Below are 22,075 nucleotides of genomic sequence, written 5' to 3' on the forward strand. Positions count from 1 at the left end.
GTTTCCTCTCGCGAAAGTAGCAACCATGTCCGATCAAGCCCTCCGCCAGCACGTTTCGACATTACTCCGCGCCGAAGGTGCGCATCTTGACTTCCATGATGCTTTTGATGACATCCCCGTCGAAGCCCGCGGCCAAACTGCTCCCCATCAACCTCATACCCTTTGGCATCTACTCGAACACATGCGGATCGCCCAGCGGGACATTCTCGATTTTTCTCGCGCGGGTACCTACAGCGAGATGAACTGGCCCGAGGATTACTGGCCCACGGAAGATGCTCCCCCCAGCGAATCCGCCTGGCAACAATCGATCAAAACGTTCCTCGACGAACTTCAGCAGATGATCGACCTCGTCAACGATGACAGCCAGGACCTCTTCCAGAAAGTTCCTCATGCGACGGAACCGACACAGACACTTTTGCGGGAAGCATTACTTCTGGCTGACCACAACAGCTATCATCTGGGCCAATTTGTCACGCTGCGTCGTGTCTTAAATGTCTGGAAAGACGACATGTAACTCCGTCTTTCTTTCAAAAGATGTTGCCTTTTTGCAACAGACCCACACCTCTGATACCAACGACTTCGGAAGTCCGCGAAATCGGATCACTGCGCACACTTTCATCCTGTGCCCCAATCCCCTGTAATGAATACTCTAAAACGTGTTGGAATCAAAACGAGGTGACTGTGGTCAGGATTGTTAGCTGACCCCAACCACACAGACGTGTTGTTTTGTACGATAGCCCAAGGATACCCAAGGCGAACCATGTGGACGCCCTTCAGTAAAAAATCTGGCCACCGTTCCCGACCAGCCGTGCACATGACACGTGCCAGTCGTGTGGCGAATTCTCTCACTCGCTCTGCTGCGCAAACGCGTCTGTTCCTGAAACGTCAGATCTGGGTCTTTCCGATTCTGGCGATCATTGGGCTCTCGTTCCTGGCCTACATCGTCAGCGGGTCCATCGAACGCACGATGAAGTCGAATCTCCGCTCTCAGCTCGAAACGCTGCTGGCCGTCGAGAAAGAGATGTTGCTCAACTGGTATCACGAGCAGCAATCAACGGCAGGCTCGATCTCGCAGGATCCACAAATCCGCGCTCAGATCATGAAAATGCTCGATGCCATTGACCCCACAACGAACGATTCAACAACCGCAACCATCGGTCCGCTTCACTTTGAGCTGCTCAAGGAACTGTCCGTCGCGATGTCAGCCCATGACTTCGAAGGTTACATCCTCGTGTCAAAAGAGATGCAGATCATTTCGGCGACCGACGAGTCCTTGATCGGCAATAAACAAATAATTCGCAACAACCCACTCGTCAGCCAGGCTCTCGAAGGTCATACGTTTGTCAGCCCTCCCGCTCCGAGCATCCTCATTCAGGAAGATCAGGACGGCGTGCAGCGTACCGGCGTCCCGACGATGTATGTCTGCGCTCCGGTGCGAGATGCCAATTTCCAGATCGTCGCAGCCATCGGCTTTCGCATCCAGCCGGAGAAAGAATTCACGCGTATCATGCAGCTGGGCCGCATCGGCGACTCTGGCGAGACCTACGCCTTCAACAAAAACGGCGTCATGATTTCTAACAGCCGATTCGAGAATGATCTCATCCTGCTCGGCCTGCTACCCGATCAGGAAAACATCCAGTCACTGCTCAACATCCAGATCCGCGATCCCGGCGGCGACATGACGCAGGGCTTCCGCCCGAAAGTCCGTCGCAGCGAACTCCCGCTGACGAAAGCCGCCGCCGATACCCTTTCGGGCAACTCTGGCTCTGACGTCATCGGCTATAACGATTACCGCGGCGTTCCCGTGATCGGCGCATGGACTTGGCTTCCCGACTTTCAAATCGGCGTCGTCACCGAGATCGATCGCAGCGAAGCCTTCCGTCCGCTGACGATCCTTCAACGGACCTTCTGGTTCCTCTATGCGATGCTCGGGCTCGCCTCAGTCGCGATCTTCATCTTCTCGATCATCGTCGCTCGTATGCAGCGAGAAGCCCAGAAAGCCGCCATCGCCAACAAAAAACTCGGTCAATACACACTCGAAAAGAAGCTCGGCGAAGGAGCCATGGGCGTCGTCTACAAAGGCCACCACGCTATTCTGCGACGACCGACCGCGATCAAGATGCTCAACATGGACCGCGTCAACCAGGACAGCATCGACCGCTTCGAACGCGAAGTCCAGATCACCAGCCAGCTCAACAACCCGCATACCGTCGCCATCTACGATTACGGCAGAACGGAAGAAGGCATCTTCTACTACGCCATGGAATACCTCGATGGCATCGACCTCCAGGAACTCGGCGACAAGTACGGTCCGCAGTCCGATGCCCGCGTCATCCAGATCCTCCTGCAGATCTGCAGCTCACTTTATGAAGCCCACTCGTCGGGCCTGGTTCACCGCGATATCAAACCCGCCAACATCATGCTCAACCGCCGAGGCGGCGTTCCTGACCTGATCAAGGTGCTCGACTTCGGCCTCGTCAAAGCCATCGACGATCGCAAACAACAACAGCTGACCCAAGCCAACTCGATGGCTGGCACGCCGCTCTACATGTCCCCCGAAGCGATTCAAACACCCGCCGCCATTGATGCCCGCTCGGATCTTTACGCCGTCGGAGCCGTCGGCTATTTCCTCCTCACCGGCACGCCTCCTTTCATGTCGGACAACCTCGTCGACCTGTGCAGAATGCACATCAGCGAAATCCCCCAAAGCCCATCGGTACGCTTAGGACGTCAAGTCTGCGCCGAACTGGAACAGACCCTCCTCGACTGCCTCGACAAAAACCTCGCCCGCCGCCCACAAACGGCCAGAGACATCATCCTGCGTCTGGAAAAGAGCGACATCCTCACCCAGTGGTCAATCCAGAACGCCGAAATGTGGTGGAGCCAACACGAACGCGGCATGCCCGTCACCCGCACCTCAACGTCAAGCAACTCCACATCGGTCAACTCATCGAAGTCGGCGACGAATCCCGCGAATCTAGATCAGACGTTTCTGGGGTAAGACGAGTTATTCCAGGCCGCTTTCCAAGTGCTCCCCGCAGCACCTGTAACTGATGGCAAAGTGATGATTATCATTCCGCACACGGAATCAGGTGCATACGGATTCATCAACGTCATCAGAATGTGAATCAACATCAAGGTCTACAAAATGCAGCCACAGCTCTTACGGTTGGTGGTTGATGTCACAGGCTCAAATTCAATTCAAAACGTCAAATTCGACACAGACCACTGATTTGGTTCGACGTTAAATTTAACAGTCCCGTGGGCTGTTTTTATATAAGGCACATTAAGCCAGATATGATAAGGACAGTCTTCTAGATACCAGTAGCTGGTTGTTGGGTTCAGCAATGTTAAGTCCTCGATCTTCGATTCATCATTTCGATGCGATGGGCCAATCAAAAAGGGAGAAACGAGACGAAAACTATACCTGTTGATATTCAAATTGCCCAGATCTCCTGCAGGAAGTTGTAATATCCCATCATTGGACACCTGCAGGTCCAGTTGATTAAACTTCTCCGCCAAGGGAACACTGTTCTTTATGTATTCCTTGCAGCGATGCCGGTAATCCCAAAATGGAATTCCGACAAGAACAAACAATAAACCAATTATTACAGCGAAACCATAAAGCATGGCAGCGATTCTCTCTCGCTCCATATGCTTTCTGAAGACGACATAAAAACCACTTAGACCACAAACGCTACAACCAATCAGATAAGCAAAAACATCGGTTGCCAGGACGCTTCGGGCGAGATTGGTTGTTTGATAAGTTTTTAGAGGGACGCCACTAACCCACGTTTCTCCAACGGACCAGTCAATGTGTCCGATATTCTTCAGCAGTGTGGGTAAATACGAAACAGCGACTGGGATATGTGAATCGAACCATGCAGCCGCAGTGAGGCCCACAATGAGCAAGCTGCCAACAAGAAAGACAACTCTCTCATTCCCAAAGGACTTCCTAAGCGTGATCGAGTCTTCCTGCATCTCTTCAAACCCCCGCCAACCCCTCCGCCATCCGGTACGCAGCAACAAAACTGTTCACACTCGCTTTCCCCTCCCAGGCGATATCGAACGCCGTCCCGTGATCGACTGACGTCCGTACCATCGGCAGCCCCAGCGTGACATTGACCGCGTCATCAAATGCGAGTGTCTTGAGCGGGATGAGCCCCTGGTCGTGGTACATGCAGATATAGGCGTCGGTATTCGCCAGGCGTTCCGGGAGAAACGCCGTGTCGGGAGGCAACGGGCCGGTGAGCAGATAGCCGAACTTTTTGCAGTGTTCGATCGCGGGCATGATAATGTTTTCTTCTTCGCCATTGCCGAACAGTCCATGCTCCCCGGCGTGAGGATTGAGTCCGAGCACGGTCAGCCGGGCAGGTCGTCCACGCAGGCGATACATCGCTTTGCCAGTCAGCTCGATCACTTCATTGAGACGCGAAAACGTAATCATTGATGGCACCTCGGCGTAACCCACATGCGCCGTCACAAGAGCGCAGGTGATCTTCTCGCTGGTCAGGACCATGCAGTAATTCTTGATCCCCGTGCGATCAGCGAAGATCTCCGTATGCCCAGGGTAAGGAACTCCCGCGAGTTGCAGCGACTCTTTGTTAATCGGCCCGGTAACAACACCAACGACATGCCCTTCCATCGCCGCATCAATGGCAGCGCTGATATAGGCATAGGCCCCCTGGCCGCAGATCGCATTCACGCGGCGCGGCGTAAATGACTTTGCTTCCACCACCTTCAGGTCAACGAGTGCCGGTCGAGTCAATTCGTCGGTCACTTGCTCGACTGCGATCACGTCGATCTGCTGGAGGACATGTTCCATCCCGACTTTCGGCGCAACTCTCTCCAGCACCGCCAGATCCCCATACAACACCGGGATCGTCTTCGACTCGCTCGACCACTGCGCCAGCAGCTTCAAACTCAACTCCGGCCCAACCCCCGCCGGATCCCCCATCGTAACTGCCAGTTTGTATTTCATTGTCTCTCCTCCCAGGCGAGCGGGGGGTGTCAACCCCCTGTCACTTGTGGCATCAAACCACTCAAACGGTCTGAGTACGACCAGACGTCAGACAAATCATGAAAAGCAAAAACGCATCATGCCTTCTACGGAGCACAATGCGTTTGAAGACAGGGGGTTCACACCCCCCGCTCGCCTCAGAGAGATGGTGATCAATCTTCCATGATCTCTTTTTCTTTATGAGCAGCGTGCTCGTTGATCTTGCCTTCATACTGCTTGGTCAGATCCTGGATCGACTCCTTGCAAGCTTCGGCTTCGTCTTCTGAAAACAGCTTGTCTTTCAGGCCGTTATCAACGTGCTTGTTAGCATCACGACGGATATTGCGAACCGAGACCCGAGCATCTTCCGCGTTCTCTTTGATTCGGGATGCCATCTGTTTACGACGCTCCGTCGACAGCGGCGGAATGTTCAGACGAATGAAGCGGCCGTCGTTATTCGGAGCCAGCCCCATGTCGCTCGACTGAATCGCCTTGGCAATGTCATTGAGGGCAGAAGCATCGAACGGGCGAATCAGAATCTGCTGAGGCTCGGGGACACTGATCTGGGCGATCTGCTTCAGCGGGGTCGGAGAACCGTAGTAATCCACGCGGATTCCATCGACCAGCCCCGGCGTCGCGCGACCCGTGCGCAAACCTTTCAGCTGCTCCTGGAAGACATGAGCCGCCTTCTCCATGCGTTCTTCAGCGTCGAGTAGGATTTCGTCCTGGGTCATTGAACAGCCTCATCAATCGAAAGAAAGAAGTCGTGGAAACGAACGCGGATCGGGCGTTCGAAATGGTCAAGTTCGAAACGACTACGATAACGGATGCCCCACCTCAAAGAAAGCGTTTGACCGCTGCTGCTTACCTGTCAGTAATGCCCAGCCGCTTCTGAATCTCTTCGAGTGGAACACCCTTGGTCTCGGGCACCATGGTGAGGACCCAAATCAGCTGTAGCACCATCATAAATCCAAAGAAGGCAAAAATCGTCCAGGGAGGCATTGCACCGACCATGACGGGGAAAAACGTCGTCAATAAGGCGGCGAAAATCCAGTGTGTAAACGAACCGAGCGCCTGCCCGGAAGCGCGATACTGGTTCGGGAAAATCTCCGAAATAAACACCCAAATGACTGCCCCCTGCCCCACAGCATGCGCCGCGATGAAGGCAAAGATACAAGCCGGGACGATCGCGTAGAATTCCGTATAAAATGCCCAGCTACACAGCCCCAGCGAGGCGATGTACCCGAACGACCCAATGATCAGCAGCGTCTTTCTTCCCAGTCGATCGATCAGATACAACCCCAGGAAGGTGAACACCAGATTGGTGACCCCGATCCCGATGGACTGCAGCAGGGCCGATTCCTTCGCCAGCCCGGTCCACTCAAAGATTCTCGGTGCGAAGTACAAAATCGCATTGATCCCGGACAACTGATTAAAAAACGCAATCAGAAACGCCAGCAGAATCGGCTTGGACAGTCTTTTTGTCCAGAAAGTCGGTGCCACAACGGATTCTTCTTCATTGGAGACAAGGATTCGGTTCGCTTCGTCATCAATATCGCTCTGCGACCGCGAAGGATCGATCTGGAGCATGATCCGTTTGGCTTTCTCCACTTCCCCCGCCTGCCCGAGCAACCAGCGCGGACTCTCAGGGATGAAGATCGTCATGATGGTGTAGATCAACGCAGGAATCGCCTCGACTCCCAGCATCCACCGCCAGGAAGATTCGCCCACATTGGCAAGGAGCGCATTCGAGAGAAACGCCACCAGGATGCCGAAGACGATGTTGAACTGAAACATGCCAGCCAGTCGCCCGCGGTACTTCGCCGGGGCAATTTCCGAAATATACATCGGCGCTGCGACTGTCGAGATCCCGACTCCCAGTCCCCCGATAAACCGCGCGATCATGAAGGAATAAACGTCTGTCGCCAGCCCCGACCAGACCGCCGAAGCGAAGTACAGCAACCCAATCCACAACAGCGTATTTTTCCGCCCATACTTCTCCGAAGGCCACCCACCAACGGCTGACCCCAGGACCGTTCCCCAGAGAGCAGACGACATCGCCAACCCATGGAGCTGGTCATTCAGTCCCCACAGCTGCTGGATCGTCTTTTCCGCACCGGAGATGACCACGGTATCGAAACCGAACAAAAATCCCGCCAGCGCGGATGTGATCGAATAGAACAATAATTGTGAGCGCATCGTGAACTTTTCTCTTGATGATAACGTCTGCAGTCTCATCAGCATAAGTTGATTCAACTCCGTTTTGAACCGCGAGAACGCTCTTTCTTGCCAAACGGCGCGTTTGATAACTGTGACACCCCAGCACAGATCTCGAAAGGTGTTGAAAAAGTTCCCGACTTATGGTTTGATCAGTAGTTCATTCACATCTAAGGCTAGTGGAAGACGTTAAGGTAACGAAGGCAATGATCGTTGGAATTGATCTCGGGACGACGAACTCTCTGTGCGCAGTCCTGCAGGATGGCGAATTGAAGCTGATCCCCAACGCTCACGGTCATGTCCTGACCCCTTCCATGGTCGGCATCCTGGCGAGCGGTGAAGTCGTCGTGGGGGAAGCCGCGCGTGAATTGAAAGTCACCCAGCCCGAGCGAGTCGTCGGCCGCTTCAAACGCTGGATGGGCATGGACCGTCAGGTCCCTCTCGGCAAGAAAACCTGGTCACCCGTCGAACTCTCTTCGATGGTCTTACGCGCACTCAAAGCCGATGCAGAAGCATTTCTCAAACAGCCAGTGACCGAAGCCGTCGTCACCGTCCCTGCTTACTTCAACGAGCATCAGCGACGCTCGACAGTCCAGGCGGGCGAACTGGCTGGCCTCAAGGTTCGTCGCATCATTAACGAGCCAACCGCAGCTGCTTTGGCGTATGGCTTTAACGAACGCGATAAAAACCAGACGATCCTCGTCATGGACCTGGGGGGCGGGACGTTCGATGTGACAGTCATGCAGGTCTTCGAAGGCGTTTTCGAAATCATCTCGACCGCCGGCGAAGGAAGCTTAGGGGGCGAAGACTTTACCGACCGCCTGGCCTCGGAAATTCTTTCGCGCCAAGGCCTCAGCCTGGAGCGCGCGGAGATGACCTCCCCCCTGCTCGTCTCACGACTGCTCCATGAATGCGAACGAGCCAAGCGAGACTTTTCCCAGCAGGATGTCGTCGAAATCCGTGTCCCTCAAAAAGACGGGTCATTTGCGGACGATAGCTCCAGCATCCAGATAACGCGAGAAGAGTTCGCCAAACTGAGTAAATCTCTGATGGACCGGGTCCGAGGTCCCGTCGGCAAAGCGATTCGTGATGCCAACCTGTCTCCGGAAAAGATCAACGAGGTCCTTCTCGTCGGCGGTGCAACGCGCATGAGCCTGATCAGTTCGTTTGTGAAAGACGAATTGAAAAAGGAGCCGATGTGTCGACTGAATCCCGATGAAGTCGTTGCGCTCGGTGCTGCGGTCCAGGGGGCTCTGCTGGAAGATGTCCAGGAAGTTCAGGACCTTGTCCTGACCGATGTCTGCCCGTTTTCGCTGGGCATTAACATCGTCAAAGACATTGGCATGGATCAGTACCAGTCTGGATACTTCCTGCCGATCATCCACCGCAACACAACGATCCCGACCTCCTGCGAACACGTCGTCAGCACCGTCAATGATTTCCAGACAGAAATCTCGATCGAGGTCTATCAGGGCGAAGCCCGCAAAGTGCAGGATAACCTGCTGCTGGGCAAGTTCTCTTTGAAGGGCATTCCGCGCGGGCCGAAGGGGAAGATGGTTCGCGTTCGCTTCACCTACGATATGAACGGCCTGCTCGAAGTCGAAGCCATCGTGGAAGAGACAGGCAATCGCGAATCAATGATTCTCACCAAGCACGCTGGCCATCTATCGCCCTCTGAGATCAAGGCGGCTCGCCAGAAGATGCAGGATCTGAAATTCTATCCCCGGGATGAACTGGAGAATCAGCAGCTTCTCCGCATGTGCGAGCGACTCGTCGGCGAGCTTCCGCCCAGCGAACGCGCTCGCTTTGAACGTGTCGTCGATCAGTTCGAAGCCGCCATGGGAATGGGCGACCGCGAGCTGTTTGAATCGAGCAAAGCAGCCTTAAAGTCTGTTCTCGAAGAATATGGCCTCGGAGGCGATCTGGGGGGCGAACATGAGTGAAGCGTATCTCAAAGAGATGCTCGAATACCGCAAGAGCAGCGATGCGTCTTCGATGGTCAAATGCCGTCGTCGACGGATCGATAGTAACGGTGCCTACGCCCCCGAGAAGCTGCGCCCGCTTACGCGCGATCAGGCGGAAGTCGAACTCGCTCAGTTGAGACGTCGCTTCGCCTGGGACGATGACATCGCGCCACGCCAGCTATTGGATCGACTCAAGATCCTCGCTGGCTGCGGTTATTATTCCGTCAGTCTCAAGGCAGAACGTCTCATCCAGTTCCTGCCCCTGCGGGCGAAATTACTGAAAGTCCGCGAGGAAGGTGACCTCCAGGAAGATTTGTGGGAGCTGCTCTGCTTCTCGCTGCTCGATCAAAGGCCGTACGTCCTCAATGCCGATTTCTGGGGACGCCTCGACGGCAAGACCGTTCTCCTCTGGAAAAACGAGCTCAAAGAATTTCGCGATCATCACCGCGATCTGGCAAACGCCTGCGGCACGACTCTCGAAGAGATTGAAAGCAAAGTCAAAGAACTTTCGACTCTGGCAGGCTCCTCAAAAGCTGGCAAAGACACGCAGCCCGTGATCGATCGCCTCATCGAACGAGAGGATCGTCGCGTTCGTCAACAAACCAGATCATTCGAGTTGTCTGGCAGCGGGCATGGATCGAACAACTGGCAGCTGATCCTGGTCGGGATCTTCATCGTCTCGGGACTCGTTCGCGGGTTCATGCGTGACGGGAGCAGGACGGCAAGCGATACCCAGGCCATGCGATTACGAGATAATCTGAAGTTTGCTGCTGATCAGACAAAAGCGAATCAAGCAAAGGCCGATCGGGAGAAAGCTCAAAAGCTTTCCGATGCTGGAAAGATTATTTGGCCAGGAGATCCAAAGTGGCCTGCGGCTTTGGCAGAATTGTCCAAGGCCAAGAACTCGACAGAGAACTCTGACGAACAGCGAAAAGAGCTTGATGCAAAAATCAGGGAGAACGAGGAACGCCTGCTGCAGCATCACCATGCAACTTTCCAGCGGCTTCACGAAATCATGGAGCAAAGCAAGTTCCCATTGAGTCGACCTCAAGGCAGTGAAGATCCTGCACCGCAGCCAGTGCCCTCAACTCAACCAGATGCTGAGGGACCAGCGAATCCATGACGGACAAACCTCCCGCGCCTGACAACAATGAACCCGACTGGTCTCTGCTTCCGCGCGACCCTGTCAAATTTTTTGCTCTCCCCGAAGAGTGGACCGAAAACGACCTGAAGCTCTCCTACAGTAGGCTGATTCGGAAGTTCAAGCCGGATCGCGCCCCCGACGAGTTTCAAAAGATCCGACGTGCCTATGAGACCCTCAAGGCCCGTCTGGAACAGGGAAGCAGCGCCACCTACACATTTCAGATGTCGACTTCCGAGGACTACGAAAGCGGGTCCAGCGGATCCTGGCCCAATGAACGCTGGGGGATCCTCGAAAGCCCCGAACCCATCGTCATCGGCATTGATCCGTCCGAGCCCGAGGAAAGTTTTCGTCAGCTGCTGGCCAAGCCGACGAAATCTGCCGACGATTTTGTCGACCTGGCGATCCTCTCTGATATCGTCAGTCATGAGTCGTTTCCGGATCGAGGATCGTTCGAGAGTTGGTTGTGGGACGGGCTGAAGACTTACCCCAGGTCTCGCCCGCTCATGGAAATCCTGGCAGCTCACTACAACGATCCCACGAACAAAACCCTCGATTTCGAAGCAGCGATCAAACGTGTTGTTGCACTGCGTCCTCATGCTGTCAGCCATGAACTTCTTGCAGGGCTGATTTTCGGGATCGTCAAGACAAACGGGATCAAACGCTGCCTGAAACTCTGGGACAGCGAGCTACAGCCGCATGCCGCAGGACGGTCCGAAGTCATGTCCGTTCTTGTCGATCTGCTCCCGACCGCTGCCTGGTTTCAGGAGGATGCCTGGGTTGAGAAACAAATGAAACTTCTGGAGTCAGACAACAACTGGCAGAGGATTGATTTCGAAGGACTCGAACGTGCACTGCATGTGGTCACCTTGGCGCGCCCAGGACAGACCAAGCCTGATCATGAGACTGCACTTGCGCGCAAGATCCGCGAGATCTGCCAGAAGGTTTTGACGATCCCGCCCCAGGGGCGACGCGACGTACTCTTGAAAGCCACTGACGAAATCTGCAAACGACGCGACAGCATCCTGTCGACCAAAGTCTCTCAGTCACATGCGAACTACCCTCTGGCTGAGCTTTGGGAATACCTGCTGATCAATGGCGGAGTCATTCGTCCGATCGGCGGCGTCAATCAGGGCCAGATCCTGAATTTCCGACGGTTTCTAGCGGAGGTAAGCAAGGACGTTCCGACCTGGATCTGGTATGGATCTCAACTGGCCGGCAGCATTGCGATTGGGCTTCTGGCGACGCTGTTGTTTTGCGGCTTGTTGCTTCTCGTCTTTGCCGCCTTTTCATCGGATGGCCTCTTTCTTGCGGGTGGTCTTCTTCTATTTTTACTTCTGTGCTCAGGTCTGGGCTCTCTGTACTTGTACCAGAAACAAATCAAAGCACGATTTCAGTCCTGTTTCTGGCCACTATTGGAACGCTCCTATCGCCCGCAGCGAGAGCGTCTGCTCGAATTTTTCGATGCCCAGTCGATGCCCGTTCGCGCGTTCCCAATCCTGCTCGATCCGAAAAATGCCGTTAATCGTTTTCCCGGAATCAAGCCAGCCGTCAGTCGTGCCATTCTCTACGACACCGATCTGCTTCTGCTCGCTGTCACGTCCCGCGCACTTTGATTCTCCAGATGACAGCCAACACCATCCTGCTTATCGTTTCTGCGAGAGTCAGCTAAACTTCACGAGGTAGTTTTCATCCAAACTGACACCGACAGGAACAACTTGTGAGCCACAGCAACGACCAGCACCAGCAAACGTCGTTGTCGATCGCGATGGTTTGTTTGAATGCCGCCGGTGTCGTTTTTAAACGACCAGAAAAAAACATTGGCGGGATGGAAGTCCGTGCCTGGACGCTGGCAAAAGCTTTGGCCAGACAGCCTCACACGCAGGTCTCGTTTGTGATTCGCGACATCGCTACGACGTCTTCAACAATCGAGGATGTCCAAGTCGTCCCGTTTGAATCGAAGTGGAGTCACGCGGTTTCCCAACTATCGCCTTACCTGACTCGGACGTACTCGTTTCCCTGGCTGAAAGTCAGGCGCTGGACTCCTCGTCTTCTGACGGGTCTGGCGAAACTCGCGACCTTAAAATTCCTGTCTCCCTCGGAAAAGCAGACATCATTTGCCGAGGTCTTGTCGACGACTAAAGCCGATGTCTTCGTCAGCTTTGGTGTTTCTTATTACACAAAATATCTGATCGAAGCAGCCCAGCAGGCGGGTCAGCCATCCGTTGTCATGATCGCCTGGGACGGGGATCTCGATGAACGAAATCGACCTGGCACTGGGTATGTTTCGCAGTTTGGAGATCGCGCGGAGGACACTTGGTGGATCCTCAAGAATGCAGATCAGATCGTCGTCCAAACACCTGAGCAACAGGTGATGCTTAAGGAACGCTTTGACCGTGAGAGCATAATCCTCGAAAACCCGATCGACATTGACTGGTGGCACAAGCAGTCTCAGTACGCCGAATCGCTGTCGCCTCAAATCAGAATCGCATCGAACGCCTGGTTATGGGTAGGGCGATGTGAGCGGCATCACAAGCAGCCCCAGTTGCTTATTCAGTTGGCCAGAGAATGCCCCGACGAGCGGTTCCTCATGATTCTCAATCCGCGCGATCAGGAACTTGAACATGAGATCCGTCGGGAATGCCCTGCGAATGTCACAATTGTGGAAAGTGTTCCGTACGAACAGATGCCAGCCGTTTTCCAACAGTCCAAAGGACTGATCAGCACATCGAGCCAGGAAGGGTTTCCAAACACCTTTCTACAGGCCGCTGTCTGCGAGCGCCCGATCATCAGCCTCAATGTCGCAGAACGTTTTCTGAAGTCATCACACGCTGGTGTTTGTGCAAATGGGGATTGGGCCGAATTCGTTAAAAGCATCAAATCGCCGCCACGACCATCCCCGCAGACACAAGCCTATCTCGAGCAGCATCATAGCCTGGATGCCATCACGATTCGCTTTCGCGTGATACTCAATGCGCTGAAAGAATCGTTCGATGAACAACTCACCTCACAGAAGAAACAGTGAGTCCCGCATAAGTTGACGACCACAGAGAAAAGCAACAATTGAAGTGAACCTGTCACAGCAGGAACCCAAATCCTGTTTGTCGTTTTATCTGTGTCGATCTGAGTTTATCTGCGGTTCATTTTCTGACGTCCTGCAAAAGCTCCGCAGACTGCCTAATTGGTTGGGTTCTAAGTATTTTTCGCGATTTCGTGGGCTTCAATTTGGGCTGGGGGAAACCCCGCGTCTTGTATGTCACAAACTGGCGCGCATAATGAAGTGGAACGACGATTCGAATTGCTCTTCTCACGACCGAAGTCTCCGCTATGACAACCTTTGCACGCTGGCCTGCTGTCCTACTGACAGGTCTTTTGATGTTGATGATCACTTCCTCATCGTACGCCATTCAGGCGGATGATGAGTATGCGCTCGCAGTTGGTCTATTCAAACAGCAGCGTTACGAACTCGCGGAAGAAGCGTTCGCGAAGTTCATCACGTCGTTTCCTGCAGATTCAAAAGTCGGGACCGCCCGGCTTTATCGAAGCCAGGCGCTGATCAATCTCAACAAATATGAGCCCGCTCGCGTGGTGTTACGTGAGTATGTCAACGCCTCGGATTTGAAGGCGACTCCACCCGATAAGAACCTGCTGCAAGCCCTCTACCGTGTCGGGGAATGCAGTTATCTGCTTGAGGATTATAAAGCCGCTGAGTCGGAATTTGAAACATGGATGGCCAAAGCGGGCGATGATCCGCTCCTGGAATGGGGCTTGCCGTATTATGGCGATACGCTGCTGAGAAATAACAAAGCGCAGGAAGCTGTTCCGATCTTCGAAAAATCGCTGGCGAAGTACCCTCAAGGCAAGCTGATCGAAGACAGCCGCTTTGGTCTGGCGAAGGCTCTGGAAGCAACCCGTCAGTATGAGAAAGCTCGCAAGATCTATTCGGAAATTGCCGGTGCAGACAACCAGCCGCGGGCTGCTCAGGCATTAATCAAACTGGCGCTCATCTCGTATGACCAGAAGGATTACGCCGCCTCGGTCGCCTCGTTCGATCAGTTTCTCAAGCGTTTCCCCACTGACAGCCTCGTTTCGTATGTCTGGCTGAACCGCGGACAAGCCAGCTACGCACAAGGCAGTTACGGGGAAGCAATCCGCTCCTACATACAAGCCAGGAAGAACCCCGATTACGCCGTCACAGCGATTTTCTGGCAGGGAATGAGCGAACAGATGCAAGGCGATCACGAAGCCGCCCTCAAGTCTTTTGCAGCCGTCCTTCTTCCAGAAGACCAGAAGACCGGCAGCCTCGGCGGGGAATTGATTTATCAGACAGGAATGTCACTGGCCTATGTCGGCAAGACAAAGGATGCCCTCGAAACCTGGGAAAACTTGCTCGCGACCATCCCCGATCACGCGCGAGCCGCCGATGCCATCATTCGTAGCCTCGATCTGGAAGTGACTGCTGAGAACTGGACGAAAGCAGAAGAGCTGCTCAAGCAGTTTCACGCTAAGTATGACAGCTCGTCATGGAAGCAGACCGCTGAAATCCTGAACGCCAAGATGCTCATCGGCAAGGGGACGCAGATCGAAACCAATCAGCCAGTCGAAGCACGTCAGGAATTTCTCAAGGCAGCTGATTATCTGGAGAAAATCGACTTCTCCAAAGCAGAAGAATCAACCCGTCTTTTAGCACGTTATCAGACAGCTCGCGCGTACCACAAAGCCGGGGAGTACCAGAAGGCCTTGAATCTTCTCGAGCCCATGATGGACGTCCAAACAAACCAGCAGAATTTTCCAGAAGCATACGCCGTCCTTTCGATCAGCTATTTGGCGCTGAACAAAAATAAGAATGCGATCGAAGCTGCGGAAGGCTATCTAGGAAGTTCAAACAAAGCACGCAAAGATTCAGCGACCGAAGCACAGGTCCTGACAACAATGGCGATCGCCATGGGACGCCTTGGAAATTCGCAAGGAGCAAGCGGCGTTCTCGGAAAACTATTGACACTGAATGTGAATGACGACGTCAAATCACGCCTGGCCCTGCAGGTCGCTGAAGATGCTTACAAGCAACGACAGTACGCCGTAGCCGATGAATTTTATGACGAGGTCGTCTCAAAGGGAGCAAAAAGCCCGCAATACGTGCCCGCGCTCTGGGGACAGGCCTGGTCTGCGTATGAGCAGGAGAAATACGACGTCGCCAGTCAGCGATTTCTGAAACTGGCCAAGCTGACCAATCAAAAACCCGCCTCCGCGATCGAAGCCCATCATATGGCAGGCGTGGCGTTGCAGAAGGCTGGTCAACTGCCGCTGGCAGCCAAGACCTTTACGGACGGGTATGCCCCTTACGTCGACAAAAACGTCAAGGAGCTTCCTCCTGATGTCGTACTGCAGATGTACCGCTGCTCGAAAGAAGCCGCCCGCGCATTTCGTCTGCAAAAGCAGAATGATGCATCCGACAAAGCTTACCAGACAGCAGTCGCATCGCTGAAAGGACTCTCGATCGAAGAGCAGGTCAATCTCGATAAGCTCTACGACGAATGGGCCTTACTGCACTATGAATCTGGTGAGTACGCCAAAGCAGATGTCATCTATGAAAAACTCCTCAGCGATTGCCCCACCAGTTCGCGCGCAGACGATGCGCTGCTGGTTCTTGCCGAAAGCGATTTTATCAACGGCGACGTCGACCGAAGCAAAACACGTTTTGAGCTTTTGATGGCACGAGAAGACGCTGATCCCATCGTCCGCAAGCGATCTGCTTATCAACTCGTCATGCTGTCGGCTGGTAAAAAAGCTTGGCAGGAAGTTGTGACGCAAGCGGATGCCTTTCTCGCGATGGTCTCTCCGACGGCAACCCCCGCGACGAATACAGAACTTCTCCTCAATGATCTTGAGACGCTGAATGTCCTTTATCAGAAAGCAAAAGCCCTTGTCGAAACGGACCAGCTCGACGCCGCCAAGACCCTGCTGGGCGAACTGAGAACGACACTGGAACCTGCATCATCCACGCTCACGTCTGAGCCCATGGCAGAATCGGTCGCATCGATCTGGTTACTGTCAGCGGAAACTGCCCGTCGCAGTAAACAGTATCCCGAAGCAATGACATTGGTCAGCGAGATTGATCAGAAGTTCCCCAAAAGCCCATTACGAGCCGATGCTCAGGTCATCGCGGGTCGCTGCAATATCGCGCAGGCAAAATTTCAGAATGCCCATGACAGCTTCACGAAGGCCCTGCAGATTCTTGATACCGTCAAGAATGAAGCCGCCGTCCAAAGTCACTTCTACCAGGCGGAGACGTACCTGATGCAAAAGCGCTACAGCGATGCGCTGACCAGTTACATGCGTGTCTATCTGCTGTTTCCGGGTTTTGATCTGTGGCGTTCAGCGGCTCTTTTTCAGACAGCTCAATGCGATGAGATGCTCGGCCACCAGAACAACGCTCTCGATTCATATCGGAAACTGCTGCAGGAGTTTCCCAACTCGCTGGAAGCCCCCAAAGCACAGGAACGTCTTGCTGAGCTGACGTCAGGAAAGTAACTGCCGCCGGGAGGGCGAGGCTCCGTCCGAGCCGCTGTCCTGCGTTGCACAGAATAGCAGCGAAAGAGACATCCCCTGTGTGCCACGGCTGTGTCAGCCGTGCGATCGCGCAATAAACGTCCACTTCGAATGAATACGGCACGGCTGACACAGCCGTGGCACACACGTCAAACTCACCGGTGCGAGCAAACAGCTTCTTACGGCGTCTCGACAGCCTGAGTCAGCTCGACCCAGGTATGGCAGCCTGCGTAAGAATAATCGAACGGCAGCACGAGAGGCGTTTCCAGACTGCTCGCGGTGACGTGCAGGATGTAGAGCCCCGGCTGTTTGTAATGGAATCGTCGGTGAACGACGATGTCCGAGAGGATGTGTTGCTCGCGGTAATCATCAAGTCGCGCTTCGTCGATGACGTAGTCGACTTTCGAGACACTGACAAACGTCCGTAACACAATCGTGTTGTCTTCCGGGAGGTGCTCCTGAGCAAGTTCCAGGAACGGAACGCCTTCGATCGAAAGATCGTCAGGGGTCTGATGGAACTGCGTCGGGTAAAGCCAAAATCCACTGTGCTCTGGCTGGAAACCTTCATCCCCTTCATGAATTCCGCCTTTGCGCAAGATGGTCGTCTGCTTCCCGGCTGCGATCGCTTCGCAGACGGAGGCCCATTCTTTGAAGGCGATGTTTGATGCTGGCTTCATGATTTGACCGACAATCTAGAAGGTTGTTTCAGGAATCCGGTGATGGGGAGTGATGCCTGTCGCGTGTCTGGAAATCATAGCGAACACTTGCCTAGCGCTCACCCTCATCCGCCCTGCGGGCACCTTCTCCCCTCAAGGGAGAAGGAACGAAAAACAGCTCCCCTCAAGGGAGAAGGGACAATTTTGTTACGGTGCGCGTTTCTTGAGTTTCCGCTGCAGTGTGCGACGGGGGATTCCCAGACGACGGGCGGCTTCGGAGATATTGTCCCCTGTCTCTGACAGGATCCGGTGAATGTGTTCCCACTCGGTTTCCGCGAGCGTCTGTGGCTTGAAGGCCGAGCTATCGGTCAGCGATGACGGGTCATCACTCAAGAGGGCAGCCAGGATCTCGTCGGCATCAGCGGGCTTGGTCAGATAATGGTGAGCACCATGCTTGATCGCTTCGACAGCAGAGACGATTGACCCATATCCCGTCACCACAACAGAGCGAGTGGATGGTGAGACTTTTTCTGCCGTCTTCAGAAAATCGAGGCCGGTCCGGCCGGGGAGATTCAGATCGACCACCGCGAAGTCAATGTGCTGCTGATGGAGCAGATCGACGGCTTCATCGTACGAGGCAGCCTGAACCACGCCGTACCCGCGGACCTGAAATGCCCGCACGAGTCGTGTGCGCAGCATGTCATCGTCATCCATGATGAGAATCTGTCTGCCGGTCGAAATCGCGGTTGCGCTATCCATGAAAAAAACCTGGCGTCAAGGATTGGAAGGACACCTCATCTTAGAGAGTTCGATCGCGATGGCCAATGATAAAGGGGATCGAATGGGTGAGACGAAATGTCACGCTTTGGCCAAGCCATTCAATGGCAGCGTAATGGTCACCGTCGTCCCTTGACCGGCCTGGGAGTTGATCGTCATCGATCCCTTCAGGCGTTCAATCACCGACCTTGCTAAGAATAGCCCCAGTCCCATGCCCTGCCCGGTCGGCTTCGTCGTGAAGAAAGGATCGCCGATTTTAACGAGATCATCCGGCGTGATCCCCTGCCCCTGATCAATGACGAGCAGTCTCGCGACGCGCTTAGGGGCTGCATTCCCCTTGGTCGGAAGTTCGATCAATTCGGCTTTGCAGCTGATCCGTTTGGGAGGAGGGGTCGCTTCAATCGCGTTCTTGACGATCCCGCGCAATGCCTGAGCCAACAGTCCCAGCGGAATCGTCAGCTCTTCTTCCTTTAGGCTTTCATCGAGTTGAAACTGGACTCGGTCGCGGTGCTTGAGGTCTTCGTTGATCTCATCGAACAGCTCTTCGATCGTGATAGTTTCGATCTGTTCCCAGGTCATCTGTCCGGCCTCGATCGACATGCGATCAAGGATCTTCCGACAGCGATCGACTTCCGAGCGAATCAACTTCACATCCTCACGAACCTCGGGGGATGCCTCCAGTCGCTGGAGTTCTCGATGAAGTTCGGTCGAAGTGACGGCGATCGTGGAAAGCGGCGTCGCGAGTTCATGCGCGGCCCCCGCAGCGAGTGTCCCCAACGCCTGAAGCTTGTCGGTCTTGGCTTGAAGACGCTCTGCTTCACGCAGCTCCAGTTCCCGTTTTCGCAGCTGAGAATTCAACATCGTTGTGAAATAAACAATCACGACAATGCAGGTCGTCACCGCAACGAACAATCCGACTTGCTCGATCCCCACCTGACTGCCACGCAAGATCTCACGAATCTCGGCTTGTCCTTCCCGAATACTCAGCGGCTTGCTGTACATGAGCAGGAACACAAAGCCATACAGCGAGAGTGCCGTCAGAATCCAGCTCCATGTCGCAGAGAGCATCGTCGCCGCTAAGCATAAGTTGACGATGTAGAAAACAACAAACGGATTGGCTGCCCCGCCGCTGAAGTAGAGCAGCAATGTCAACACGACAAGATCCGCCGCCATGACGATGCCGATGATCGATTGCGCCAGGATCCCCTGCTCCTCAGGCCTGGGCGGCATCGAGGTCGGCGAGACATCTAACCCCGTGCGTTTTGCTCTCGCTCGCAACTGCCAGAAAACGATCTGCAACGCCACCTGACTGATGCAGGTGGCTGCAATGATCATCAGCAGCGGAATCAGTTTGACATCGATATGCAGGACGAACCAGACCACCAGAACTGTGGTCAATTGACCGAAGACCGCCACCCAGCGTAGCTGAATGAACCAGCGGACGAGCTCAGTGGCCAGATCGTGATGAGTCAGCGTAACGGGAGTTGACATCTGTCAGCTTCGACTTCAAAGATGGACTAATCGATCGTTTGCCGATGTGGAAAACTTCGATATGATAGGGGATGACCGGGCCAATATCTTAGACGTAAATGATTTTCCGACTGGCGTTTGGGGCGAATTCGCCAGATCGATTCTGCGGAATACGACGGTTTTTCAGAATTGTAGCGAGTTTGTGGTGTTTGATTGGTCGATGACAATCGAATTCTCAACTGGAATTTCAGACGACGTCTAAACTGTACAGTGGAAGCAGACGCTTTCATTTTCACTTCGCAATGCCGCTCACGATGGCAGCAGCAACCTTGTCGATGGGAGACGTCACTCCCGTTGCGGCCAGACACATCTGCGTGAGCATCCAGTGCACAGTCGTATGAGCCGGTTATCAGCTGAACAGGAAATCGAAGAACTCCGCCGCCTGGCTGGCGTGGCGCTGTCGTCTCGCAAATACCGCGAAGCAGAGACCTTCAATTACAAGCTCATCGCCCTGCTCGACGATGAAGACACCACCAATCTCGAGAAGTACCATCTCTGGCGATTGGAAGCGCATACCACCCTGCTTTTGTGCCTGGCTCTGCGTGACTGCCAACCGCTGGTCAATGAAGAACTCAAGCACATTTTCGAACTGGTGAACTCGACCAGTCTGATGCTGTACCGTCCTGTGAGTGTCTTCCTGAATCAGGCGACCGAAAGCCTGTACCAGGTCGGGCAGTCACAACTGGCACTTTCGATCTGCCTGTATGCCTTGAGCATCACGCAGCGCAAGCCGCAGGAACTCCTCGACGAACTCTCCCGCACTCGCAATAACCATGCAGCGATCCTGATCACCCTTGGCCGCTATTCTGAAGCGGAAGAGATTCTCAAGACGCACCTCGCGATGCTCAAAAAACATCGCGGGCCGCTGCATCTGTCGATTGCAACGATCCTCAACAACCTGGGCGAACTTTATCGCCAGCGCGGGCAGCATCATGATGCCTATCCGCTGATTCAGGAAAGCCTGATCATCCGCCTTCAACTGCTGCCCGAGAGTCATTCACTCGTTGCACAAAGTCGTCATAATCTCGGCTCATTAGAATTCAGCCTGGGGCAACTCAAGGCTGCGGATGAAATGCTCTCAGCGGCCCTCGCTGTACGACGCGAGTTCTCTGCTCAGGCAGGACGTGCGCAGGCTCTCATTCCAACTCTGGTCACGCTTTCCGACATTCGCCTGCAACAGCGTTTCCCTCATCTGGCTTTGGGACTCGCGGAGGAAGCCGTCGAACTGGCTCAAGGACTCTATGGTCCGACAAGTCCTAAATTGATCCCGATGTCTTTGCTGCTGTCTGAAATCAAGCGTCAACTCAAACGCTACGACGACGCGGAGAAAGACTACCTCCACGCCGAAGAACTCGCCAAAAAGAATAACATCAACGATCCCATGCAGCAGGCGACCCTGCTCGTGGGCAAGTCGGGCATCCTGTTCGACCAGAAGAAATTCAATCAGTCCGAATATGCTCTCGACGATGCCATGAAGATCGTCCGCAAGGCCCACAGCCAGCATCACCCCGAAGTCTCGCGATTGCTGATCCTTCTCGCCAAAGTCTACGACAAAGGGCACCGCGATAACCGCACGAAGACCTGCATCAAAGGGGCTGTCGATCTCATCAAACAGGCCTACGGCCTTTATCACTATCGCCTGCTCGACTGCCTCTGGATCCTCGCGACCTTCAGCGCCGATCGTGGTCAGTACGAGCAAGCAGAAGACTACGCCCGTCAGATTCTCAGTATTCTCAATCTCAACGAAACAACCTGCCACGGCTTGATGCCTCAGACGCTGGCGCTGCTGGGACGCATCTGCTTCGCGACCAAACGTCCTCACGACGCCCGTCAGCATTACCGAGATGCTGTCGAGAAACACATCGAGTTCTACGGCGACAAAGACCAAGGGCTCCTCGAAATCTATGGCGAACTCGCCGCTGTCGAGGAGTATCTTCAGGACTACCAGCAGGCCTTGCGATTCGCACAGGACGGACTCAAAGTCGCAGGGCGATACTTCCCGGAAAACGACCTCGTGATCGGGTTTATCAACCACCGCATGATGAATCTTCACCGCAAACTCAAACAGATTGACAAATCAATCTCGTGCGGCAACAAGGCGCTCGTCACCTACACAGAAAAGCTCGGCGCCGATCATGAAGACACGCTGAAGCTTTCCCGTGATCTCGACTCGCTCATCAATCCCCATCTCCACGCGGAAGGTGCATAGGCATCCCCGTCATTGCGCGGGCTACTTCGTTTG

General features: G+C 54.2%; 15 protein-coding genes. 8 read left to right on the plus strand and 7 right to left on the minus strand.

All coding sequences use genetic code 11. The annotated features are described in order from the left end of the window. The first annotated feature begins 25 nt into the window (after positions 1–25). Together SH248x_RS14720 and SH248x_RS14725 are read left to right on the plus strand one after the other, a co-directional pair. Entirely contained in the window at positions 26–514 is a 489-nt protein-coding gene (locus tag SH248x_RS14720) for a DinB family protein (protein ID WP_459555049.1), read from the plus strand. 318 nt (positions 515–832) lie between these two features. Then, entirely contained in the window at positions 833–3,001 is a 2,169-nt protein-coding gene (locus tag SH248x_RS14725) for a serine/threonine-protein kinase (RefSeq protein ID WP_459555050.1), read from the plus strand. 200 nt (positions 3,002–3,201) lie between these two features. On the opposite strand, the gene SH248x_RS14730 is transcribed toward SH248x_RS14725, so the two are convergent. The 4 genes from SH248x_RS14730 to SH248x_RS14745 form a co-directional block, all read right to left on the minus strand. Next, positions 3,202–3,981 carry a hypothetical protein gene (locus SH248x_RS14730; RefSeq protein WP_459555051.1) on the minus strand — a complete coding sequence of 260 codons (780 nt, stop codon included), beginning with the start codon at positions 3,979–3,981 and terminating at the stop codon, positions 3,202–3,204. Positions 3,982–3,985: 4 nt separating this feature from the next. Beyond that, on the minus strand, positions 3,986–4,981 hold the full coding sequence (pdxA, locus tag SH248x_RS14735; protein ID WP_459555052.1) for a PdxA family dehydrogenase: 996 nt from the start codon (positions 4,979–4,981) through the stop codon (positions 3,986–3,988). Between the two features lie 191 nt (positions 4,982–5,172). Continuing rightward, complete coding sequence (gene frr, locus SH248x_RS14740; RefSeq protein ID WP_459555053.1) at positions 5,173–5,733, minus strand: ribosome-recycling factor; 561 nt, start codon at positions 5,731–5,733, stop codon at positions 5,173–5,175. Between the two features lie 130 nt (positions 5,734–5,863). After that, positions 5,864–7,198 (minus strand): MFS transporter, encoded by a 1,335-nt coding sequence (locus SH248x_RS14745; RefSeq protein ID WP_459555054.1) that lies wholly within the window; start codon positions 7,196–7,198, stop codon positions 5,864–5,866. A gap of 224 nt (positions 7,199–7,422) precedes the next feature. Here SH248x_RS14745 and SH248x_RS14750 point away from each other — a divergent pair, with 224 nt between their 5' ends. The 5 genes from SH248x_RS14750 (at position 7,423) to SH248x_RS14770 (ending at position 16,852) form a co-directional block, all read left to right on the plus strand. Next, entirely contained in the window at positions 7,423–9,159 is a 1,737-nt protein-coding gene (locus SH248x_RS14750; protein ID WP_459555056.1) for an Hsp70 family protein, read from the plus strand. Beyond that, the gene (locus tag SH248x_RS14755; protein ID WP_459555057.1) at positions 9,152–10,303 is read left to right on the plus strand and encodes a hypothetical protein; all 1,152 of its coding nucleotides are present in this window, start codon (positions 9,152–9,154) and stop codon (positions 10,301–10,303) included. The genes SH248x_RS14750 and SH248x_RS14755 overlap by 8 nt, the downstream gene beginning before the upstream one ends. After that, entirely contained in the window at positions 10,300–11,937 is a 1,638-nt protein-coding gene (locus tag SH248x_RS14760) for a J domain-containing protein (protein ID WP_459555058.1), read from the plus strand. Before SH248x_RS14755 ends, SH248x_RS14760 begins: the two co-directional genes overlap by 4 nt. A gap of 104 nt (positions 11,938–12,041) precedes the next feature. After that, on the plus strand, positions 12,042–13,346 hold the full coding sequence (locus SH248x_RS14765) for a glycosyltransferase family 4 protein (RefSeq protein ID WP_459555059.1): 1,305 nt from the start codon (positions 12,042–12,044) through the stop codon (positions 13,344–13,346). A 302-nt stretch (positions 13,347–13,648) separates the two neighbouring features. Next, complete coding sequence (locus SH248x_RS14770; RefSeq protein ID WP_459555060.1) at positions 13,649–16,852, plus strand: tetratricopeptide repeat protein; 3,204 nt, start codon at positions 13,649–13,651, stop codon at positions 16,850–16,852. Between the two features lie 197 nt (positions 16,853–17,049). Here SH248x_RS14770 and SH248x_RS14775 read toward each other — a convergent pair whose 3' ends face one another. The 3 genes from SH248x_RS14775 to SH248x_RS14785 form a co-directional block, all read right to left on the minus strand. Next, entirely contained in the window at positions 17,050–17,547 is a 498-nt protein-coding gene (locus SH248x_RS14775; RefSeq protein WP_459555061.1) for a DUF1802 family protein, read from the minus strand. 186 nt (positions 17,548–17,733) lie between these two features. Further along, positions 17,734–18,285, minus strand: a complete 552-nt coding sequence (locus SH248x_RS14780; protein ID WP_459555062.1) for a response regulator transcription factor — start codon at positions 18,283–18,285, stop codon at positions 17,734–17,736. Positions 18,286–18,384: 99 nt separating this feature from the next. Then, the gene (locus SH248x_RS14785) at positions 18,385–19,794 is read right to left on the minus strand and encodes an ActS/PrrB/RegB family redox-sensitive histidine kinase (RefSeq protein ID WP_459555063.1); all 1,410 of its coding nucleotides are present in this window, start codon (positions 19,792–19,794) and stop codon (positions 18,385–18,387) included. Positions 19,795–20,170: 376 nt separating this feature from the next. Between SH248x_RS14785 and SH248x_RS14790 the strand changes: the two genes are divergently transcribed. Then, positions 20,171–22,042 carry a tetratricopeptide repeat protein gene (locus SH248x_RS14790; protein ID WP_459555064.1) on the plus strand — a complete coding sequence of 624 codons (1,872 nt, stop codon included), beginning with the start codon at positions 20,171–20,173 and terminating at the stop codon, positions 22,040–22,042. Positions 22,043–22,075: the final 33 nt, after the last annotated feature.

It is taken from the genome of Lacunimicrobium album (assembly GCF_052161635.1).
GTDB lineage: Bacteria > Planctomycetota > Planctomycetia > Planctomycetales > Planctomycetaceae > SXPC01.